Annotated in this window: 28 protein-coding genes; 2 read left to right on the plus strand and 26 right to left on the minus strand. The window is 67.8% G+C overall.

The window, feature by feature from the left end; all coding sequences use genetic code 11:
* Window positions 1–37: 37 nt before the first annotated feature.
* Both ABZ815_RS37140 and ABZ815_RS37145 read left to right on the plus strand, forming a co-directional pair.
* Entirely contained in the window at window positions 38–1,033 is a 996-nt protein-coding gene (locus ABZ815_RS37140) for a hypothetical protein (RefSeq protein ID WP_357705897.1), read from the plus strand.
* Between the two features lie 1,336 nt (window positions 1,034–2,369).
* On the plus strand, window positions 2,370–4,274 hold the full coding sequence (locus tag ABZ815_RS37145) for a hypothetical protein (protein WP_357705898.1): 1,905 nt from the start codon (window positions 2,370–2,372) through the stop codon (window positions 4,272–4,274).
* Here the strand turns inward: ABZ815_RS37145 and truA are convergent.
* The 26 genes from truA to rplP form a co-directional block, all read right to left on the minus strand.
* The gene (gene truA, locus ABZ815_RS37150) at window positions 4,239–5,117 is read right to left on the minus strand and encodes a tRNA pseudouridine(38-40) synthase TruA (protein WP_357705899.1); all 879 of its coding nucleotides are present in this window, start codon (window positions 5,115–5,117) and stop codon (window positions 4,239–4,241) included. The two genes, ABZ815_RS37145 and truA, sit on opposite strands and share 36 nt — an antisense overlap.
* Before the next feature lie 80 nt (window positions 5,118–5,197).
* Window positions 5,198–5,743 carry a 50S ribosomal protein L17 gene (gene rplQ / locus ABZ815_RS37155; protein WP_357705900.1) on the minus strand — a complete coding sequence of 182 codons (546 nt, stop codon included), beginning with the start codon at window positions 5,741–5,743 and terminating at the stop codon, window positions 5,198–5,200.
* A gap of 160 nt (window positions 5,744–5,903) precedes the next feature.
* Entirely contained in the window at window positions 5,904–6,920 is a 1,017-nt protein-coding gene (locus ABZ815_RS37160) for a DNA-directed RNA polymerase subunit alpha (RefSeq protein ID WP_043623495.1), read from the minus strand.
* 105 nt (window positions 6,921–7,025) lie between these two features.
* Entirely contained in the window at window positions 7,026–7,652 is a 627-nt protein-coding gene (rpsD, locus tag ABZ815_RS37165) for a 30S ribosomal protein S4 (protein ID WP_352327498.1), read from the minus strand.
* Between the two features lie 23 nt (window positions 7,653–7,675).
* Entirely contained in the window at window positions 7,676–8,080 is a 405-nt protein-coding gene (gene rpsK / locus ABZ815_RS37170; protein ID WP_020542285.1) for a 30S ribosomal protein S11, read from the minus strand.
* Window positions 8,081–8,122: 42 nt separating this feature from the next.
* A complete protein-coding gene (gene rpsM, locus ABZ815_RS37175) occupies window positions 8,123–8,503 on the minus strand; it encodes a 30S ribosomal protein S13 (RefSeq protein WP_125644650.1) in 381 nt (126 codons plus the stop codon).
* A 215-nt stretch (window positions 8,504–8,718) separates the two neighbouring features.
* Complete coding sequence (gene rpmJ, locus ABZ815_RS37180) at window positions 8,719–8,832, minus strand: 50S ribosomal protein L36 (protein WP_003956441.1); 114 nt, start codon at window positions 8,830–8,832, stop codon at window positions 8,719–8,721.
* Window positions 8,833–8,856: 24 nt separating this feature from the next.
* Window positions 8,857–9,078 carry a translation initiation factor IF-1 gene (gene infA / locus ABZ815_RS37185; RefSeq protein WP_012887858.1) on the minus strand — a complete coding sequence of 74 codons (222 nt, stop codon included), beginning with the start codon at window positions 9,076–9,078 and terminating at the stop codon, window positions 8,857–8,859.
* 273 nt (window positions 9,079–9,351) lie between these two features.
* The gene (locus ABZ815_RS37190; RefSeq protein WP_357705901.1) at window positions 9,352–9,729 is read right to left on the minus strand and encodes a hypothetical protein; all 378 of its coding nucleotides are present in this window, start codon (window positions 9,727–9,729) and stop codon (window positions 9,352–9,354) included.
* 108 nt (window positions 9,730–9,837) lie between these two features.
* A complete protein-coding gene (locus ABZ815_RS37195; RefSeq protein WP_357705902.1) occupies window positions 9,838–10,263 on the minus strand; it encodes a DUF1707 domain-containing protein in 426 nt (141 codons plus the stop codon).
* An 18-nt stretch (window positions 10,264–10,281) separates the two neighbouring features.
* Entirely contained in the window at window positions 10,282–11,091 is an 810-nt protein-coding gene (gene map, locus ABZ815_RS37200) for a type I methionyl aminopeptidase (protein WP_357705903.1), read from the minus strand.
* Window positions 11,092–11,217: 126 nt separating this feature from the next.
* Window positions 11,218–11,868 carry an adenylate kinase gene (locus ABZ815_RS37205; protein WP_357705904.1) on the minus strand — a complete coding sequence of 217 codons (651 nt, stop codon included), beginning with the start codon at window positions 11,866–11,868 and terminating at the stop codon, window positions 11,218–11,220.
* Entirely contained in the window at window positions 11,868–13,172 is a 1,305-nt protein-coding gene (gene secY, locus ABZ815_RS37210; RefSeq protein ID WP_357705905.1) for a preprotein translocase subunit SecY, read from the minus strand. The genes ABZ815_RS37205 and secY overlap by 1 nt, the downstream gene beginning before the upstream one ends.
* A gap of 170 nt (window positions 13,173–13,342) precedes the next feature.
* The gene (gene rplO, locus ABZ815_RS37215) at window positions 13,343–13,798 is read right to left on the minus strand and encodes a 50S ribosomal protein L15 (RefSeq protein WP_357705906.1); all 456 of its coding nucleotides are present in this window, start codon (window positions 13,796–13,798) and stop codon (window positions 13,343–13,345) included.
* Window positions 13,799–13,800: 2 nt separating this feature from the next.
* Complete coding sequence (gene rpmD / locus ABZ815_RS37220) at window positions 13,801–13,983, minus strand: 50S ribosomal protein L30 (RefSeq protein ID WP_080043226.1); 183 nt, start codon at window positions 13,981–13,983, stop codon at window positions 13,801–13,803.
* A gap of 2 nt (window positions 13,984–13,985) precedes the next feature.
* Window positions 13,986–14,615, minus strand: coding sequence for a 30S ribosomal protein S5 (gene rpsE / locus ABZ815_RS37225; protein ID WP_357705907.1), 630 nt, complete (start codon window positions 14,613–14,615; stop codon window positions 13,986–13,988).
* A 25-nt stretch (window positions 14,616–14,640) separates the two neighbouring features.
* The gene (rplR, locus tag ABZ815_RS37230) at window positions 14,641–15,024 is read right to left on the minus strand and encodes a 50S ribosomal protein L18 (RefSeq protein ID WP_357705908.1); all 384 of its coding nucleotides are present in this window, start codon (window positions 15,022–15,024) and stop codon (window positions 14,641–14,643) included.
* A 2-nt stretch (window positions 15,025–15,026) separates the two neighbouring features.
* A complete protein-coding gene (gene rplF / locus ABZ815_RS37235; protein ID WP_125644665.1) occupies window positions 15,027–15,569 on the minus strand; it encodes a 50S ribosomal protein L6 in 543 nt (180 codons plus the stop codon).
* 16 nt (window positions 15,570–15,585) lie between these two features.
* Window positions 15,586–15,984: a 30S ribosomal protein S8 gene (rpsH, locus tag ABZ815_RS37240; RefSeq protein ID WP_125644666.1), complete on the minus strand. Its 399-nt coding sequence runs from the start codon at window positions 15,982–15,984 to the stop codon at window positions 15,586–15,588.
* A 145-nt stretch (window positions 15,985–16,129) separates the two neighbouring features.
* On the minus strand, window positions 16,130–16,315 hold the full coding sequence (locus ABZ815_RS37245) for a type Z 30S ribosomal protein S14 (RefSeq protein WP_020542298.1): 186 nt from the start codon (window positions 16,313–16,315) through the stop codon (window positions 16,130–16,132).
* 4 nt (window positions 16,316–16,319) lie between these two features.
* The gene (gene rplE / locus ABZ815_RS37250) at window positions 16,320–16,895 is read right to left on the minus strand and encodes a 50S ribosomal protein L5 (protein ID WP_357705909.1); all 576 of its coding nucleotides are present in this window, start codon (window positions 16,893–16,895) and stop codon (window positions 16,320–16,322) included.
* The gene (rplX, locus tag ABZ815_RS37255; RefSeq protein ID WP_357705920.1) at window positions 16,895–17,182 is read right to left on the minus strand and encodes a 50S ribosomal protein L24; all 288 of its coding nucleotides are present in this window, start codon (window positions 17,180–17,182) and stop codon (window positions 16,895–16,897) included. The genes rplE and rplX overlap by 1 nt, the downstream gene beginning before the upstream one ends.
* 8 nt (window positions 17,183–17,190) lie before the next feature.
* On the minus strand, window positions 17,191–17,562 hold the full coding sequence (rplN, locus tag ABZ815_RS37260; RefSeq protein WP_090769698.1) for a 50S ribosomal protein L14: 372 nt from the start codon (window positions 17,560–17,562) through the stop codon (window positions 17,191–17,193).
* 191 nt (window positions 17,563–17,753) lie between these two features.
* Window positions 17,754–18,047 (minus strand): 30S ribosomal protein S17, encoded by a 294-nt coding sequence (rpsQ, locus tag ABZ815_RS37265; RefSeq protein WP_357705910.1) that lies wholly within the window; start codon window positions 18,045–18,047, stop codon window positions 17,754–17,756.
* Window positions 18,040–18,276: a 50S ribosomal protein L29 gene (gene rpmC / locus ABZ815_RS37270; protein ID WP_080047279.1), complete on the minus strand. Its 237-nt coding sequence runs from the start codon at window positions 18,274–18,276 to the stop codon at window positions 18,040–18,042. Before rpmC ends, rpsQ begins: the two co-directional genes overlap by 8 nt.
* Window positions 18,276–18,695, minus strand: coding sequence for a 50S ribosomal protein L16 (gene rplP / locus ABZ815_RS37275; protein WP_125644673.1), 420 nt, complete (start codon window positions 18,693–18,695; stop codon window positions 18,276–18,278). Before rplP ends, rpmC begins: the two co-directional genes overlap by 1 nt.
* Window position 18,696 lies beyond the last annotated feature (1 nt).

The following is an 18,696-nucleotide window of genomic DNA, read 5'->3' on the forward strand; positions in this document are numbered from 1 at the left end:
TCTCCGCATGGTTTCCAACGGCAATGAGGAACGTGGCATGGACAGCGGTCCCCGCCGTTCGCGTAGAGACCGCGCCGCCGGGGCCGAGACCACTCAGCAGTCACCGCAGGCCCCGCCGTACGCGCAGTCCTCGTTCGGGCAGTCTCCGTTCACACCGGCCCAACAGCAGCAACCGCCGACCGGGCAGCCCGGACAGCCGCCGCTGAGCGGGCCGACGCCGCCGGCCGGGCAGTCCGCCCAGTCGCCGGACTCCGGGCAGCCGACGCAGGTGTCGCAGGCGCAGCAGAGCAGGGTCGGCTGGAGCCCCTACGACGAGGGCCGGCGCTCACGCGCCCCGCTGTGGTTCGCGATCGGCGGCGTCCTGCTGCTGGGCCTGCTCGGCGGCGGCCTGGCGATGATGTGGAACGCGGGCAGCCCCAGCACGGCCGAGGCCGGCGCGCCCACCCGTACCTCCGCGCCGCTCCCGTCGGCCCCGCCCGGCAAGTACGGCTTCGCGGCCGACCGCAAGACCGACCCCGACCCGATCACGGTCAAGGAGATCTTCGGGTCGGCGAAGAAGTTCACCGTCTCGGGGCGCGGCTACGAGATGACGGTCACCAGCAAGGACAAGAAGTGCACCGATGGCGCCCTGGGCGACAAGCTCCAGAAGGCCCTCAAGTCCGGCAAGTGCACCCAGTTCCTGCGGGCCAGCTTCCGTGACAAGGCCGGCAAGGTGATCGGCACGATCGGCGTGGCCAACCTCAAGACGAGCGGCACCGCCACCAAGGTGGCCAAGGTCGGCGACGCGAGCAACTACGTCAAGCCGCTGGCCGGCAAGGACAGCGTCACCAAGATGCTCGGCTCGGGCAGCGGCGGTGCCAAGATCTCGACCCACGGCCACTACGCGATCATGGTGTGGTTCCAGAACAAGGACGGCAGCAAACCGGACAAGAAGGGATCGAAGCGTATCTTCGAGGCCATCAAGGACCTCACCGACGCGACGGTCTTCAAGGCTCTGGACAGCCGGTCGATGACGGGGAGCGCGCTCAGCTGAACCGGCATCACGGTCGATAACCCCTCAAAGGGGACGGCGGTTCCCGTTGGGAACCCCCATACCGACATAACGATCTCGCTACTCTCGCTAGGCTCGCCCTATGCGTGGCCAGGAACCCGGGTCTGAGCACGATCGCAGGGAAGCCGACCGTACGACCGCATCACCGATGCCACCGCCGAGTTTCGGCCGCATCGGGGGCGGCGTTCCGTCGGCGATCACCCCGTCCGACGAGACGCGGGTTCCGCGTGGCACCCCACCGGAGCCCGCCGAGTCGTCCGCCGGCGTACAACCGTGGGAGGTGACCGGCGACGACTCGGCCCCCTACGACTGGTTCGCCGACGACGCCCCCGACCCCGCCCCCTCTTCCGCCCCCACCAAGCCCCCCTACGGAACCGGCGCCCCCTCCGGCCCCGTCACGGGCGGCCCGTCCGGCACACCGGGGCCCACCGCCTCCGGTCCCGGCGAAGAGACCATCACCGCCTCCCGCCCCCCGCACAGAGGGGACGCCCCCACCTGGGCCCCCGGAACTCCAGCCACGCCCACCCCTGGCTCCAACGCCCCCGGCACGTTCGCCGACGCCCCCGGTACGTTCACCGGTGCGCCCACCGCGGCGTCCGGCCCCCTTGGCGCCCCCGCCGGCATCTCCGACCCCGCCGGTGCCCCCGACTGGGCCATCGACGCTCCCACGAGACCCGCCTGGGCTCCCCACATTCCCGAGGACCCCACAGGGCCGCCCCGACCGTCCAACCGACCCGGCTGGACCCCGGGCACCTCCCACGAGACCGGCTGGCCCCCCGGCGCCTCCCCCGAGTCCGGTTCGACCCCTGAGCAGCCGCCCGCAGCCCCGGGGCGCGCACCCGGAGCGCCCAGCCAACCCGCGTGGGTCCCCCCCGACCAACCTGGGCGAACTCCCGCCTCCCCCGGCCAAGCCGCATGGGCCCCCGGAACCCCGCACGACACCGGACGAACCGACGGAGCTCCAGGCCAACCCGCATGGGCACCCGCCCCTCCCGAGGAGACCGGCCGAGGCCCCGGAACCCCAGACCAGGCAGCATGGGGCCCCAGGGCGTCCAACGAGACCGGCCGAAGCGCCGGGCCCGCCGACGCGCCCGCCTGGCCTCCCCCCGCCTCCGACGCGCCTGCGTGGCCTCCTCGCGCCTCCGGCACGCCCGAGTGGGCTCCCAGCGCGTCCGACGAAGCCGCCTGGACGCCCAGAAACGCCGCCGAAGCCACCTGGGGTCCCCAGCCTGAGGACGACGCCTCCTGGTCCGCCGCCCCCGCGCAGTGGGCCGCCACCCCGGAGGAGGACCCTCCCGGCTGGCCCGCCAAGCCGGTCGTGCCCGGCGCGCCGCCGTGGGAGCCGCCACCGGCGTTCACGGCCGCCGCCGCGGGCCTGCAGGTGTGGCCCGCCCCGGTCGCCGACCCGGACGTCATGCCCCCCTGGCCCGCCGCCACGGGCGAACTGGTGGCCGAGCCGGACAACGACGACCCGGCCACGGGCGAACCCACCGCCCGCTTCCCCACCACCCCGACCGTCCACCCCGTCGATGCACCGACCAGCCCGTCGGCCGCCGGGGCCGACACCATCGGCACGCCCGGCGACCGGCATGCCGCCGAGCCCGCGTTCCCCCGCGACCCCGACGCCACACTGCCCGGCCGCAACCCCGCGCCCCACACAAACCCGGCACCCCACAAACCCGACACCCCGCCGTACAGCCCGGATGCCACGCCGTACAGCCCGGACCCGGCGCCGTACGCGCCGGACCCCGCGTCGTACGGCGGTTCCGACGCAGAACCGTTCAACGGCGGGGGCGCAGGGTCGTACGACCCCGATGCCACCCGCCCCGGCGGGATTCCCAAAGCGGCCCACTACTTCGACCCCGAGGCCGCCAAGCGCGAGGCCGCGGCCGCCGTCCAGCAGCACGCCGCGCCCGCCCCTCCCCACGGGGACGACCCGACGGCCCAGGACACCCCGCCGCAGGGCATGCGCGCGTCCGACCCCCGCGAGGAACCCACGGGCCCCATGCGGACGGCCCACTACGTCGAGCCCCACCCCACCAACCCGACGGGACGCCCCCCGGAGCCCGGCGACGTGCCCGTATGGCCCCCCGCGTCCCCTGTGCCCCCCGTGCCCCCCGCCGAGGAGAGGCTCCCGGAGGAGGTCCACACGGAGGACGGCCGCGAGGAGGCGAACCAGCGCACGTCCGGCCACACCCCGACGACGCACCCAGAAGGCGCACGCCCGGCGGACCCCCACCCCGAGCCCAGGCACCCAGCCGAAACGGCCTCAGCGGACCAGCCCGCCGACGACGAGCGTCCATCAGACCAGCGCCCGGACGAGACACCCGCCACGGACAAACTCCCCGACCTGCCCTTCAACCAGGACCTGTGGAGCAAGAGGCCCAGCACCGCCCTGGACCTCCCCACCCCGCCCGCCGGCACCCCCACCTTCCCACCCGGCGCGTTCAGGCAACCCCCGTTCCAGATCCCGCCCCCGCCGCCCCCCGCCCGGGGCAAGAGCAAGCGGGCCCTGCTCGTCACCCTCGGCGCCCTGGCCCTGGCAGGCGTCGCGACCGGCGGCTTCTTCGCCTACCGCGCCCTGAACACCGCCCCGCCGGCCGCCACGACCGCGGGTCCCCGCCCCACCCCGCCCACGTTGCTGCCCAGCACGGAGCTGTCCAGCAGCCCGCCCGCCGACGTCCCGGGCTCGTCGATGCTGAACTCGGAGGAGACGGACCCGAAGAAGATGTCCCTGACGGAGGCCTTCCCGAAGAAGAAGGTCTCGGCGGCCGGCGTGACGTTCACCAGGGTCAAGACCGACACGGAGACGAGCTGCGACAAGGCGGCGACCGGCGCGTTCGCCGACGCGCTGAGCGAGCGGAAGTGCAGCCGGATCATCCGCGCCACCTACGTCGACAGCAAGCGCCGCTGGGCCGTGACCACCGGCATCGCGGTGCTGCCGACCAAGGAGGACGCCACCCTGACCGACCAGGCCAAGAACCTCTCGCGCAACATCTGGTTCCGCGCGCTGCCCGGCGCGAAGGGAAGCGGGGGCGAGCGGGTGTCCATCGCCGGCGGCTACGCGGCCGGCCTGGTGTGGGGCAGGTACATCGTCTTCAGCTACGCCACCCACGTCGACGGCCACACCCCGGACGCCAAGGACAAGACGCTCGCCAAGGTCAGCGGGGCGTTCAGGGACCAGACCTCACTCGTCCTGGAGCGCCGCGTCACCAAGGGCTGAGAGCGTGCGGACCCGCCGCGTGGCCGCTGCCCGCGCGGCGAGTTCGTCCGCCGCCGGGTAGCCCACCTCCTCCAGGCACAGCCCGTGCGCGGGCGCGACGTGCACCCCGGAGTCCCGTACGGCCCGCGTCAGCACCTGGCCGGGCCACTCCACCGGCCGGCGCCCGTCGCCGGCGGCCAGCAGGGAGCCGACCAGCGCGCGGACCATCGAGTGGCAGAACGCGTCCGCCACGACGGCGGCCACCAGCACGCCGTCCGCCTCGCGCGTCCACTCCAGGCGTTGCAGCTCCCTGATCGTCGTGGCGCCCTCGCGCTTCTTGCAGAACGCCGCGAAGTCGTGCTCGCCCACCAGCCGCCGGGCGGCCTCGTTCATGGCGTCGAGGTCCAGCGGACGGCTGTGCCAGACCACCTCGTGCCGTCGCAGCGGATCGGCCCCGCCGGCCGTGTCGCACACCCGGTACGCGTACCGCCGGAACATTGCGGAGAACCGGGCGTCAAAGCCCTCAGGAGCCACCGAGACCCGCTGAACGCGTACATCCAAGGGCAGAATCCCACCCAGCCGCCGGACGAGCGCAGAGAGCCGCTCATCGAGCTCCAGGGGCCCGCGGTTGCCGTCGAGCTCGGCCAACGACGTGACCGGCACGTCCACGTGCGCCACCTGTCCGCGCGCGTGCACGCCCGCGTCAGTGCGCCCCGCCACGGTCAGCGCGGCGGGCTCGGCCAGGCGCAGGATCCTGGTGAGCGCCAGCTCGATCTCACCCTGGACGGTACGGCGACCGGGCTGCCTGGCCCATCCGGAGAAGTCGGTCCCGTCGTATGCCAGATCCAGGCGGAGCCGTAGCACGATCGTCCCTTTCGCGTTCACGGAAAAGGGCCCGGACCCCCGCGAAGGGGATCCGGGCCCGATTCAACCAGCCTGAGAGATCAGGCCTCGTCCTTCTTCGCCTCGGCCTCGGCGGCCGGAGCCTCCTCGGCGGCAGCCGGGGTCTCCTCGGCGGCGGCCTCAGGAGCCTCGGGGGCCTCGGTCTCGGCGACCTCGGTCTCCTCGGCGGCCGGAGCCGGAGCGGCAGCGGCGGCCGGCGCCTCGGCGCGGCGGGTGGTGACACCGTTCAGCGGCTCGGACACCAGCTCGATGACGGCCATCGGAGCGTTGTCGCCCTTACGCGCGCCGATCTTGGTGATCCGGGTGTAACCACCCGGACGCTCGGCGAACGTCACCGCGATCTCGGTGAACAGGTGGTGAACCACGCCCTTGTCCCTGACCACGGTCAGGACCTGGCGACGGTTGTGGATGTCGCCCTTCTTCGCCTTGGTGATCAGGCGCTCCGCCAGCGGACGAAGGCGCTTGGCCTTGGTCACCGTCGTGCGGATCTTGCCGTGGCGGAACAGGTCCGTGGCGAGGTTCGCCAGGATCAGCCGCTCGTGCGCCGGGCTGCCGCCAAGACGTGCACCCTTGGTGGGCTTGGGCATTGCTTTCTCCTCTTGGGTTAACCCGCCCCGGCCGTACCAGGTACCGGAGTCGGGCCGGCCGCAATCATGGCGACTGGGCCGTTACGTTCGTCACGCGCCGAGCGGTCGGACCACTCGGCGCGTGCGGGGCACGTGCGGAGACGGGGTCTCCGCACGAAGCTCAGTACTGCTCGGTCTCGACGTACGCGCTGTCGTCGTCGTCGTAGCCGCCGCCGGCCACCGCGCTCGGGTCGAACCCGGGCGGGGAGTCCTTGAGCGCCAGCGACATCTCGTGCAGCTTCTGCTTGACCTCTTCGATCGACTTGGCCCCGAAGTTCCTTATGTCGAGAAGGTCCTGCTCGCTGCGGGCGACGAGCTCACCCACGGTGTGGATGCCCTCGCGCTTGAGGCAGTTGTAGGAGCGAACGGTCAGGTTCAGCTCCTCGATCGGCAGCGCCAGGTCGGCGGCCAGGGCGGCGTCGGTCGGCGACGGGCCGATGTCGATGCCCTCGGCCTCGACGTTGAGCTCACGGGCCAGGCCGAAGAGCTCGACGAGGGTCTTGCCGGCCGAGGCCACCGCGTCGCGGGGCTTCATGGCGGGCTTGGTCTCGACGTCGAGGATGAGACGGTCGAAGTCGGTGCGCTGCTCGACTCGGGTCGCCTCGACCTTGTAGGTGACCTTGAGCACCGGGGAGTAGATCGAGTCGATCGGGATGCGCCCGATCTCCTGGCCCGGCTGCTTGTTCTGGGCGGCGGAGACGTAGCCGCGACCGCGCTCGACGGTCAGCTCCATCTCCAGCTTCGCCTTGCCGTTGAGCGTGGCGATGCGCAGCTCGGGGTTGTGCACCTCGACACCGGCCGGCGGCGCGATGTCGGCGGCGGTGACCTCACCCGGGCCCTGCTTGCGCAGGTACATCACGACCGGCTCGTCGTGCTCGGAGGAGACGACCAGCTCCTTGAGGTTCAGGATGATGTCGGTGACGTCTTCCTTGACCCCGGGAACGGTCGAGAACTCGTGCAGCACGCCCTCGATGCGGATGCTCGTCACGGCCGCGCCCGGGATGGACGACAGCAGCGTGCGGCGCAGCGAGTTGCCGATGGTGTAGCCGAAGCCCGGCTCCAGCGGCTCGATGACGAACCGGGACCGGGTCTCGTCGATCGACTCTTCGAGAAGAGTCGGACGCTGAGCGATCAGCATGGTGTGGGTTCTCCCCTTGTCGTGTGGCGCCCGCTATATGACGCCACTCCGATAAACAGTCTAGTTCGGGCACGGAATTCCGCACCCGAACTAGGACGTCAGTGACTACTTGGAGTAGTACTCGACGATGAGCTGCTCTTGGACCTGGGTGTCGATCTGCTGGCGAACCGGCAGCTGGTGGACCAGGACGCGGAGCTTCTCCGGCACGACGCCGAGCCACGCGGGAACCGTGCGCTCGCCCGCGGTCGCCCGAGCGACCTCGTACGGCAGCAGGTTGCGCTTGGTCTCGCGGACCTCGATGATGTCGTGCTCGCGAACGCGGTACGACGGGATGTCGACCTTCTTGCCGTTCACCAGGATGTGGCCGTGGCGCACCTGCTGGCGGGCGGCGTCACGCGACTGGGCGAAGCCGGCGCGGTAGACGACGTTGTCGAGACGGCTCTCCAGGATCTGGAGCAGCACCTCACCCGACTTGCCGCTCTTGCCCGCGGCCTCCTCGTAGTAGTTACGGAACTGCTTCTCGAGGACGCCGTAGATACGACGGGTCTTCTGCTTCTCGCGAAGCTGAAGCTGGTACTCGGACTCCTTGGGGCGTCCGCGGCCGTGCTCACCCGGCGGGTAAGGACGGATCTCGATGGGGCACTTGGCGGACTCGCACTTGCTGCCCTTGAGGAAGAGCTTTGTCTTCTCGCGACGGCAGAGCTTGCAGTCCGCGCCCGTGTAACGAGCCATTTCTCAATATCTCCTGGGGAAATTCAGACGCGGCGGCGCTTCGGCGGACGGCAGCCGTTGTGCGGGACCGGCGTGACGTCCTGGATCGAACCCACCTCAAGGCCGGTGGCCTGGAGGGAGCGGATCGCGGTCTCGCGGCCGGAGCCGGGACCCTTGACGAACACGTCGACCTTGCGCATGCCGTGCTCCATGGCGCGGCGGGCGGCGTTCTCGGCGGCCATCTGGGCGGCGAACGGGGTGGACTTACGGGAGCCCTTGAAACCCACGTGGCCGGCGCTGGCCCAGGAGATCACGTTCCCGTTCGGGTCGGTGATCGAGACGATCGTGTTGTTGAACGTGCTCTTGATGTGGGCGTGCCCGTGAGCGACGTTCTTCTTTTCCTTGCGGCGCACCTTCTTCGGTGCACCCTGACGGCTCTTAGGAGGCATTGTTTGCCATTACTCCTGAGATCTTCGGTCCGCGGCTGTGGACTACTTCTTACCGGGCTTCTTCTTACCGGCGACGGTCTTCTTCTTGCCCTTACGGGTACGCGCGTTGGTCTGCGTGCGCTGACCGTGGACCGGAAGGCCCTTGCGGTGCCGGATGCCCTGGTAGCAACCGATTTCGATCTTGCGACGGATGTCGGCCTGGACCTCGCGGCGCAGGTCACCCTCGATCTTGAAGTTCGCCTCGATGTAGTCACGCATCGGGACGAGCTCGGTGTCGGAGAGCTGGTGCACGCGGAGGTCGCCGCTGACACCGGTCGCCTGGAGGATCTCCTGGGCGCGGGTGCGGCCGATTCCGTAGATGTAGGTGAGAGCGATCTCCAGCCGCTTCTCGCGGGGGAGGTCGACGCCAACCAGGCGAGCCATGGTCGGGCATTCTCCTTCTTTTGAGCGGAGGTCTTGCGCCGCACTACCCCTCCCCATGCCCGGGGTGAGGGCCCCGGCCTCCGACCGGGGGTCTCCTGAGAGGTACGGATCGCTCCGCCTGCTCAGGTGTGAGACGCGATTACTGTCGCAGGCTCCTCATACGTCGAGCCCGCTCCCTGAAATTCGGGGCGGACTCGGAGAAACCTTGCGTACGACTAGCCCTGACGCTGCTTGTGGCGCAGGTTGTCGCAGATCACCATGACGCGACCGTGCCGGCGAATCACCTTGCACTTGTCGCAGATCTTCTTGACGCTCGGCTTTACCTTCATTGTCCTTCGTGTTCCTCAGACGTCTTACTTGTATCGGTAGACGATCCGCCCGCGACTCAGGTCGTAGGGGCTCAGTTCAACGACTACCCGGTCGTCAGGAAGAATCCGGATGTAGTGCATCCGCATCCGTCCGCTGATGTGGGCCAGGACCTTATGGCCGTTGTCGAGCTGCACCCGGAACATGGCGTTCGGGAGCGACTCAACCACAGTGCCCTCGATCTCGATGGCGCCGTCTTTCTTGGCCAAAATCCCTCGCGTTTCACTGATCGGTCGTCTGAGGCTACGGTTCACTAAGCAGCCGCGACCTCACGCTTCGAAGAGAGCGGCGATCGGCAAAGACCGCCGACGCGTGATAGTCATAGTGAGCCGACTAAGGAGTGTACGACACCTGAGCCAAAAACGCGAAACGCGTGCCAGGTGTCCTGACACAACCATGTAAGAGTCTACCCCACGGCTCCTAGTCCTAAGACCGTACGACGGAAGGCCCGCCGGGGAGGGCGGGCCTTCCGCGAGGCGTTCCTAATAGATGCGGTGCCGGTCACCGCAGTACCTGACCGAGCCGCCCCAGCAGGTCCAGGTGTAGATCTTCTTGATGTCCCGGCCGGACCAGGTCTCGTCGTGGTTCCCGTCCCACTTCTTGAAGAACTGGTGCCAGCTCCCGTTCGCGTAGTACCGGAACCACACGTAGCCGAACTTCGGCGTGGACTCCCTGCCGTACCAGTGGGTGTAGACCCTGCCGTGCGACCGGTACGTGCTCCCGTGGGTGGACGCCTTGTGGTTGCCGGCGTAGAACGTGCCCCACCCGCCGGACGAGGCCGCCTGCGCGGCGGGGGCGACGGCGAGACCGGTGACGGCGATCGAGCCGGCGAGGGCGGCGGCTGCGAGGACCTTGCGCATCTGATTCCTCCGTGAATCGTGTTCCTGACACGGCTCACGCTAGGAACGACCGCCCTCACGCACTGCGGAGGAATACACACAGTGCATTACGCCACAAACGGCTCCGGACTAGTCGCGCTTCTGCCCGTTCCCGAAGATCGTGCTCATCAGCAGGATCGCGCCCCACGGGCCCATCACCCACAGCGGCCACGGGTAGATCATGTGGCCGGTCGAGATGCCCACGATCAGCCAGATCACCCAGTTGACGGCGCTGGCCGCGGCCCAGGCGCCCCAGGCCGCCCGCATGCCCGGATGGAGGTTGCCACGCGTCGCGGGCACCGCCTCGGGCTTGGCGGCCCGGTGGCGCAGGTCGACGTCGGGCAGGTCGGCCGTCAGCTTGGCCAGGTCGCCGTAGGTCTTGCTCTTGTAGAGCTCTTCGAGTCGCTCGTTGAACTCGTCCATCGTGATGCGGCCCTGCGCGGTGTGCTCGCGGAGGATGGCGGCGACCCGATCGCGGTCGACGTCCGAGGCACGCATCTCGGGGCTGTTCGCCATTCCCACCACTCCCGGGGGTCAGAGCTGAAGGTGACGCAGGCGCTCTTCGCCGCCGTCCAGGGCGGTAAGCACCCAAGGTCCATTATGTGTCACCGCGACGCTGTGTTCGAAGTGTGCCGACGCCTTCCCGTCGATCGTCACCACCGTCCAGTCGTCGGACAGCACGCGCGTGCGCTCGGTGCCCAGGTTCACCATGGGCTCGATGGCCAGGCACATGCCTTCCTCCAGCAGCGGGCCACGGCCCGGCTTGCCCTGGTTGGCGATCCACGGGTCCATGTGCATCTCGGTGCCGATGCCGTGGCCGCCGTACTCCGGAGGGATGCCGAAGCGGCCCTGAGACTTCACGTAGCGCTCGACCTCGTAGCCGATGTCGGACAGGTGGCGGCCGATCTTCAGCGCGGCGATGCCGCGCCACATGGCCTCCTCGGTGACCCGCATCAGCTCGGTCAGCTTCGGGTCGACCTCGCCGACCGGCACCGTGACGGCGGAGTCGCCGTGCCAGCCCTCCAGGATCGCGCCGCAGTCGATGGAGATGACGTCGCCCTCGCGCAGCTTGCGGGCGTCCGTGGGGATGCCGTGCACCACCTCGTCGTTGACGGACGCGCAGATCGTCGCCGGGAAACCCTGGTAACCCTTGAACGACGGGATCGCGCCTTCGTCCCGGATCGCCTTCTCGGCGATGGAGTCGAGGTCGAGCGGCGTCATGCCCGGCTCGACGGAACGCCTCAGCAGATCGAGCGTCCGTCCGACCACCAGGCCGGCGGCCCGCATCTTCTCCAGCTGCTCGGGCGACTTGATCTGGATTCCGTGTCGGTTTCTCTTGAACATTGTTCGGCACCCCCCGGGGGTTCTAACGGGCCTCGTGGGAGCCCTAATTCCCCCACAATAGCCGCACACAAAAAAGGAAGGTGGCACGGATATCCGTGCCACCTTCGCAGGAGATCGTGTCCGGCGTCATCCCAGGAACGGGCGGATCGCCTCCATTGCCCGCTGAGTCACCTCTTCGACCGGCCCGGTCGCGTCTACACCCACGAGGATGTCCTCGTCGACGTAGTACGAGACCAGCGGCGCGGTCTGCTCCTGGTAGACCTCCAGGCGGTGCCTGACGGTCTCTTCCTTGTCGTCGTCACGCTGGAACAGCGCGCCGCCGCAGGCGTCGCACTTGTCGTCCTTCTTGTCGTCGAACTCCACGTGCCAGATGCGGCCGCACTGACTGCACGTACGCCGCCCCGCCAGCCGCCGGACGACCTCGTCGTCGTCCACGACCAGCTCCAGCACCAGGTCGAGCTCCAGACCCCAGTCCTTGAGCATGTCGCGCAGGATCTCCGCCTGCGCGACGTTCCTCGGGAAGCCGTCGAGCAGGAACCCGTCCTGCGCGTCGTCCTCGGACAGTCGGTCGCGGACCATGGCGATGGTGACCTCGTCGGGCACGAGATCGCCACGGTCCATGTAGGTTTTGGCCAGCTTGCCGAGGTCCGTGCCGCCGGAGACGTTGGCACGGAAGATGTCACCTGTCGAGATCTTCGGGATGGACAGGTTCGATGCGATGTACTGGGCCTGAGTCCCCTTACCCGCTCCGGGGGGCCCGACGAGAACGAGACGCACTACCGCAGGAAACCTTCGTAGTTACGCTGCTGCAGCTGGCTCTCGATCTGCTTCACCGTGTCCAGGCCGACACCAACCATGATCAGAATGCTCGTCCCTCCGAACGGGAAGTTCTGGCTAGCCCCGGCCACCGCCAGCGCGACGATCGGGATCATGGAGATCAGACCCAGATAGAGCGCGCCAGGCGCGGTCAGACGGGTGAGCACGAAGTTCAGGTATTCAGCCGTCGGACGGCCGGGACGGATGCCCGGAATGAACCCACCGTACTTCTTCATGTTGTCGGCGACTTCAGCGGGGTTGAACGTAATCGACACGTAGAAGTACGTGAAGAAGACGATCAGCAGGAAGAACGTGGCCATGTAGACCGGGTGGTCGCCTCTGACCAGGTACTGGGAGATCCACTGGACGACCGCGTTGTTCGAGGTCGGGAAGAGCGAGGTCAGCAGCTGCGGCAGGTAGAGCAGCGACGAGGCGAAGATGACCGGGATGATGCCGGCCTGGTTGACCTTGAGCGGGATGTACGTCGAGGTGCCGCCGTACATCCTGCGGCCCACCATGCGCTTGGCGTACTGGACCGGGATGCGGCGCTGCGCCTGCTCGACGAAGACCACAGCCGCGATCATGAAGACACCGACGACCATGACCACCGAGAAGGTGAACTTGTTCGCGCGGAAGATGTTGGACAGCTCGGACGGGAAGACCGCGACGACCTGCGTGAAGATCAGGATGGACATGCCGTTGCCGACGCCGCGGTCGGTGATGAGCTCACCCAGCCACATGATCACCGACGTGCCGGCCGTCATGATGATGACCATCGTGACGATGCCGAAGATGTTGTCGGGGTCGAGCAGGACGTCCTGCTGGCAGTTCGGGAACAGCTGACCGGAACGCGCGAGCGCGATGAAAGCGGTCGACTGGAGGATGCCGAGGCCGATGGTCAGATAACGCGTATACTGCGTGATCTTGGCCTGACCCGCCTGGCCTTCTTTCTTGAGAGCCTCAAGACGTGGAATCACCACGACGAGCAGCTGGAGAATGATGCTCGCGGTGATATACGGCATAATGCCCAGCGCGAACACCGACAGCTTCAGGAGCGCACCACCACTGAAGAGCTGCACCATCCCATAGATGTTGCCGGTGGCTCCGTTACGGGCCTGATCGAAACAGGCCGCGAGGTTCTGGACGTGAACTCCCGGAGTCGGAAGAACCGAGCCGAGACGGAACAGCGCGATGATGCCCAGGGTGAAGAGCAACTTCTTGCGCAGGTCCGGTGTCCGGAACGCCCGGGTAAACGCGGTCAGCACGGTCCCTCCTGCGCGCCTTTATGGCGATGTGAGTATGCGGTGGTGCGGGGATCTGCCATGTCAAGTCTCAGTCAAACGAGCCGGACAGAATCCTGCCGCCTCGCCGAACTCTAACGCACTAAGGGCGTGGGGGCCCATTGTCGGAACCCCCACGCCTCGTCATAGCGGAGCTACAGCTCGGTAACGGAACCACCGGCGGCGGCGATCTTCTCCTTCGCGGCGGACGAGAAGGCGTGAGCCGTAACGTTCACAGCGACGGAGATCTCGCCGGTGCCGAGCACCTTCACGAGCTGGTTCTTGCGAACGGCGCCCTTGGCCACCAGGGCCTCGACGGTGACGTCGCCACCCTCGGGGAACAGCTCGCCGAGCCTGTCCAGGTTGACGACCTGGTAGGTCGTCTTGAACATCGCGTTGGAGAAGCCCTTGAGCTTCGGCAGACGCCTCTGCAGCGGCACCTGGCCACCCTCGAAGCCGAGGGGAACCGTGGTACGGGCGTGGCTGCCCTTGGTGCCGCGACCGGCCGTCTTGCCCTTGGACGCCTCGCCGCGACCCTTGCGGATCTTGGCCTTGTTGGCACCCGGAGCAGGACGCAGGTCGTGAATCTTGAGCGGAGCCTTGTCAGTCATGACTAGTCGACCTCTTCCACCTCGACGAGGTGCGTCACCACGGACACCATCCCGCGAATCTCGGGACGGTCCTCCTTGACGACGACATCGCCGATTCGCTTCAGGCCAAGCGAACGCAGCGAGTCACGCTGGTTCTGCTTGCCACCGATCTTCGAGCGAACCTGAGTGATCTTCAGGCGTGCCATGACTAGCTCACCGCCTTCGCGGCCGCGGCCTCGGCGATGCCCTCGCGCTGAGCCTTGAGCATGCGGGCCGGGGCGACGTCCTCGATCGGCAGACCACGGCGGGCGGCGATCTCCTCGGGGCGCGAAAGGCCCTTCAGAGCCGCCACCGTGGCGTGCACGATGTTGATCGGGTTGTCCGAGCCGAGCGACTTGGACAGCACGTCATGGATGCCGGCGCACTCCAGGACCGCGCGCACCGGGCCACCGGCGATGACGCCGGTACCGGCCGAGGCCGGACGCAGGAAGACGACACCGGCCGCCTCCTCGCCCTGCACGGTGTGCGGGATGGTGCCCTGGATCCGAGGCACCTTGAAGAAGTGCTTCTTCGCCTCTTCGACGCCCTTGGCGATGGCCGCGGGGACTTCCTTGGCCTTGCCGTAACCGACGCCGACCAGGCCGTTGCCGTCACCGACGATGACGAGGGCGGTGAAGCTGAAGCGACGACCACCCTTCACGACCTTGGCCACTCGGTTGATCTTCACTACGCGCTCGATGTACGAGACGCCCTTGTCGGCGGCGCCACCGCGGCGATCGTCACGACGGTCCCGCCGCTCGCCACCGGTGCCGCCACCGCGACGCGGAGCTGCAGCCATCAGTGGTTCCTCTTCTCAGTTGCCATCAGAATTCCAACCCGCTTTCGCGGGCGCTGTCCGCCAGAGCCGCGATGCGACCGGCGTAGCGGTTGCCACCGCGGTCGAAGACGACCTTGGTGATCCCGGCTTCCTTGGCCCGCTGAGCGAGGAGCTCGCCGACCTTCTTGGCCTTCTCCGTCTTGTCGGCCTCAAGGGTTCGCAGCGAGGCGTCCATGGTGGACGCGCTGACCAGCGTGTGGCCGACGGAGTCGTCCACGATCTGGACGAACATGTGACGGGTCGAGCGGTTGACGACCAGGCGCGGACGCTCGGCCGTACCGACGACGAACTTGCGGACGCGGCGGTGACGGCGAGCCCGCGAGACGGTGCGGGCAGCCGTGTGCTTGCTGAACGCAGTCTTCGGAGCCATGCCTACTTACCAGCCTTTCCGACCTTGCGGCGGATCTGTTCGCCCTGGTAACGCACGCCCTTGCCCTTGTACGGGTCAGGCTTGCGCAACTTGCGGATGTTGGCCGCGACCTCGCCGACCTTCTGCTTGTCGATGCCGTCCACGTGGAACAGGGTCGGCTTCTCGACGCGGAAGGTGACACCCTCGGGGGCGTCGACGATGACCGGGTGGCTGAAGCCCAGCGAGAACTCCAGCTGCGTCGGGCCCTTGGCCTGGACGCGGTAACCGACGCCGACGATCTCAAGGGCCTTGGTGTACCCCTGGGTGACGCCCTGCACCATGTTGGCGATCAGCGTCCGGGACAGGCCGTGCAGCGCACGGACCTTGTTCTCGTCGTTGGGCCGGGAGACGGCGATGGCGCCGTCGTCGTCACGACCGACCGAAATCGGGTCCGCGACCGTGTGAGAAAGCGTGCCCTTCGGGCCCTTGACCTGGACATCCTGGCCGGTGATCGTGATGTCTACGCCACTGGGCACAGGGATGGGCAGCCGTCCGATTCTCGACATGCTGTGTTCCTCCCCTCTACCAGACGTAGGCGAGGACTTCGCCGCCCACGCCACGCTTGCCGGCCTGCTTGTCAGTCATGAGACCGGCGGACGTCGAGATGATCGCGACGCCCAGCCCGCCCAGGACTCGAGGCAGGTTGTCCTTCTTTGCATAAACCCGCAGACCGGGCTTGGAAACCCGGCGCAGGCCCGCGAGCGAACGCTCACGGGTGGGCCCGAACTTGAGCTCCACCACGAGGTTCTTTCCAACCTTGGCGTCTTCGACGGCCCAGGACTGGATGTAACCCTCCTGCTGGAGGATCTCGGCGATATGCGCCTTGATCTTCGAATACGGCATCGACACGCTCTCGTGGTACGCCGAGTTCGCGTTACGCAGACGCGTCAACATGTCTGCGATCGGGTCGGTCATCGTCATGGCCAGTGGCCTTCCTCGCCGCGGTTTCCAGTCGGCCAAGCAGCGCTCTGCCGGTGGACCTTCGGCGCGGTCATGGACGCGGAGCGTCCTGTCTTCTTCTGAACATGGGTCCCAGGGGACGACGCGGGGCCGTCCCCCAGGGTATCTACCAGCTCGACTTGGTGATGCCGGGCAGCTCGCCCCGGTGCGCCATCTCGCGGAAGCACACGCGGCACAGGCCGAACTTGCGGTACACGGCGCGCGGACGACCGCAACGCGAGCACCGGGTGTAGGCCCTGACCTCGAACTTCTGCTTGCGCCCCGCCTTGGCGATCAGCGACTTCTTCGCCATTGGATCAGGCCTCCTTGAACGGGAAGCCGAGGAGCTTCAGCAGCGCCCGGCCCTGGTCGTCGTTCGTCGCGGTGGTCACGACCGTGATGTCCATGCCCCGCGGACGGTCGACCTTGTCCTGGTCGACCTCGTGGAACATGACCTGCTCGGTCAGACCGAACGTGTAGTTGCCGTTGCCGTCGAACTGCTTCGGCGACAGGCCGCGGAAGTCCCGGATACGGGGCAGCGCGAGCGCCAGCAGGCGGTCGAGGAACTCCCACATGCGGTCGCCGCGCAGCGTGACGTGCGCGCCGATCGGCATGCCCTCACGCAGCTTGAACTGCGCGATGGACTTGCGCGCCCGGACGACGGCCGGCTTCTGACCGGTGATCACGGTGAGGTCGCGTACGGCGCCTTCGATGAGCTTGGAGTCGCGAGCCGCCTCACCGACACCCATGTTGACCTTGATCTTGGTCAGGGCCGGGATCTGCATGACGTTCTCGATGCCGAACTGCTCGCGAAGCTGGGCCGCGATCTCCTCGCGGTACTTCGTCTTGAGTCGCGGCGTCGGGCGCTCGGTCTCAGTGGTCGTGGCGGTCATCAGCTGTCCTCACCCGTCTCCTCGGCCTTGTCGGCCTTCTTGTCGGCGGGCTTCTCGTCCTTGAGCTTCTTCACGTTGGACACGTGGATGCGGCCCTCCATGGTCTGCACGCCGCCGGTCTTGGCGCCGCGCGGACCCTGGTGGGTCTCCTTGGTGTGCTTCTTGATCATGTTGACGCCCTCGATCACCACGCGGTCCTCGCGCGGGTACGTGGCGATGACGTGACCCTTGACACCCTTGTCCTTGCCGGCGATGACCTGAACCAGGTCACCCTTCTTCACATGCAGCTTCGGCATTACAGCACCTCCGGGGCGAGCGAGATGATGCGCATGAACTTCTTGTCGCGCAGCTCGCGGCCGACCGGGCCGAAGATACGAGTGCCACGAGGGTCACCGCTGTCCTTGATGATGACGGCGGCGTTCTCGTCGAAGCGGATGTAGGAGCCGTCGGGCCGGCGGCGCTCCTTGACCGTGCGGACGACGACGGCCTTGACCACGTCGCCCTTCTTGACGCCCGTGCTGCCCGGCAGCGCGTCCTTGACAGTGGCGACGATGATGTCGCCGATACCGGCGTAGCGTCGGCCCGAGCCACCGAGAACACGGATGCAAAGGATCTCCTTTGCACCAGTGTTGTCGGCGACCTTGAGCCGCGACTCCTGCTGGATCACGTTGAACTCCTGTTAGTCGCGCCGGTTCTCATTTCTGAGCCTGGCGGAACCTGTCGTTGTCTTGTTCCCACGGCCACAGTCCACGCAGGGGCCGCACCGCAGGCGACGCGAGGCCCTGGAGGACCTCGCGTCCTTGGACGCCGTCATGGGGGCCCTGAGGCCCCCACGAGGCGCGGTATATCCGAGAAGGCTTACTTGGCCTTCTCGAGGATCTCCACGACCCTCCACCGCTTGGTGGCGGAGAGGGGGCGGGTCTCCATGAGCAGCACGCGGTCGCCGACGCCACAGGCGTTGGCCTCGTCGTGCGCCTTGTACTTGGTCGTACGGCGGATGACCTTGCCGTACAGACGGTGCTTGACGCGGTCCTCGACGGCGACGACGACGGTCTTGTCCATCTTGTCGCTGACGACCAGGCCCTCACGGACCTTGCGGAAGTTCCGCGAGTCGTTCGTCTCGGTGGTTTCGGTGGTCTCGGTCTCAGCCATCGCTCGTCTCCTTCTCGACCGTGACGATGCCGAGCTCACGCTCGCGCATCACGGTGTAGATACGGGCGATCTCGCGGCGGACGGCGCGCAGCCGCCCGTGGCTCTCCAACTGACCGGTCGCTGCCTGGAAGCGGAGGTTGAACAGCTCCTCCTTGGCCTCCTTGAGCTTCTGGACCAGAGTGTCCTGGTCCTCCACTCGCAGCTCGCCGGCGGTCAGGCCCTTAGCCATCACGCCTCACCCACTTCACGCTTAACGATCTTGCACTTCATCGGCAGCTTGTGGATCGCCCTGGTGAGGGCCTCACGCGCGACCGACTCCGCCACGCCGGACAGCTCGAACATCACGCGTCCGGGCTTGACGTTGGCGATCCACCACTCCGGCGAACCCTTACCGGAACCCATGCGGGTCTCGGCGGGCTTCTTGGTGAGGGGACGGTCGGGGTAGATGTTGATCCACACCTTGCCGCCACGGCGGATGTGACGGGTCATGGCGATACGAGCGGACTCGATCTGGCGGTTGGTCACGTAGGAGTGCTCAACAGCCTGAATGCCGAACTCGCCGAACACGACCCTGGTGCCGCCCTTGGCGGCTCCGCTGCGGTCAGGCCGGTGCTGCTTGCGGTGCTTGACCCTGCGCGGGATCAGCATG

Source organism: Nonomuraea sp. NPDC047529 (assembly GCF_040642995.1).
Lineage (GTDB): Bacteria > Actinomycetota > Actinomycetes > Streptosporangiales > Streptosporangiaceae > Nonomuraea.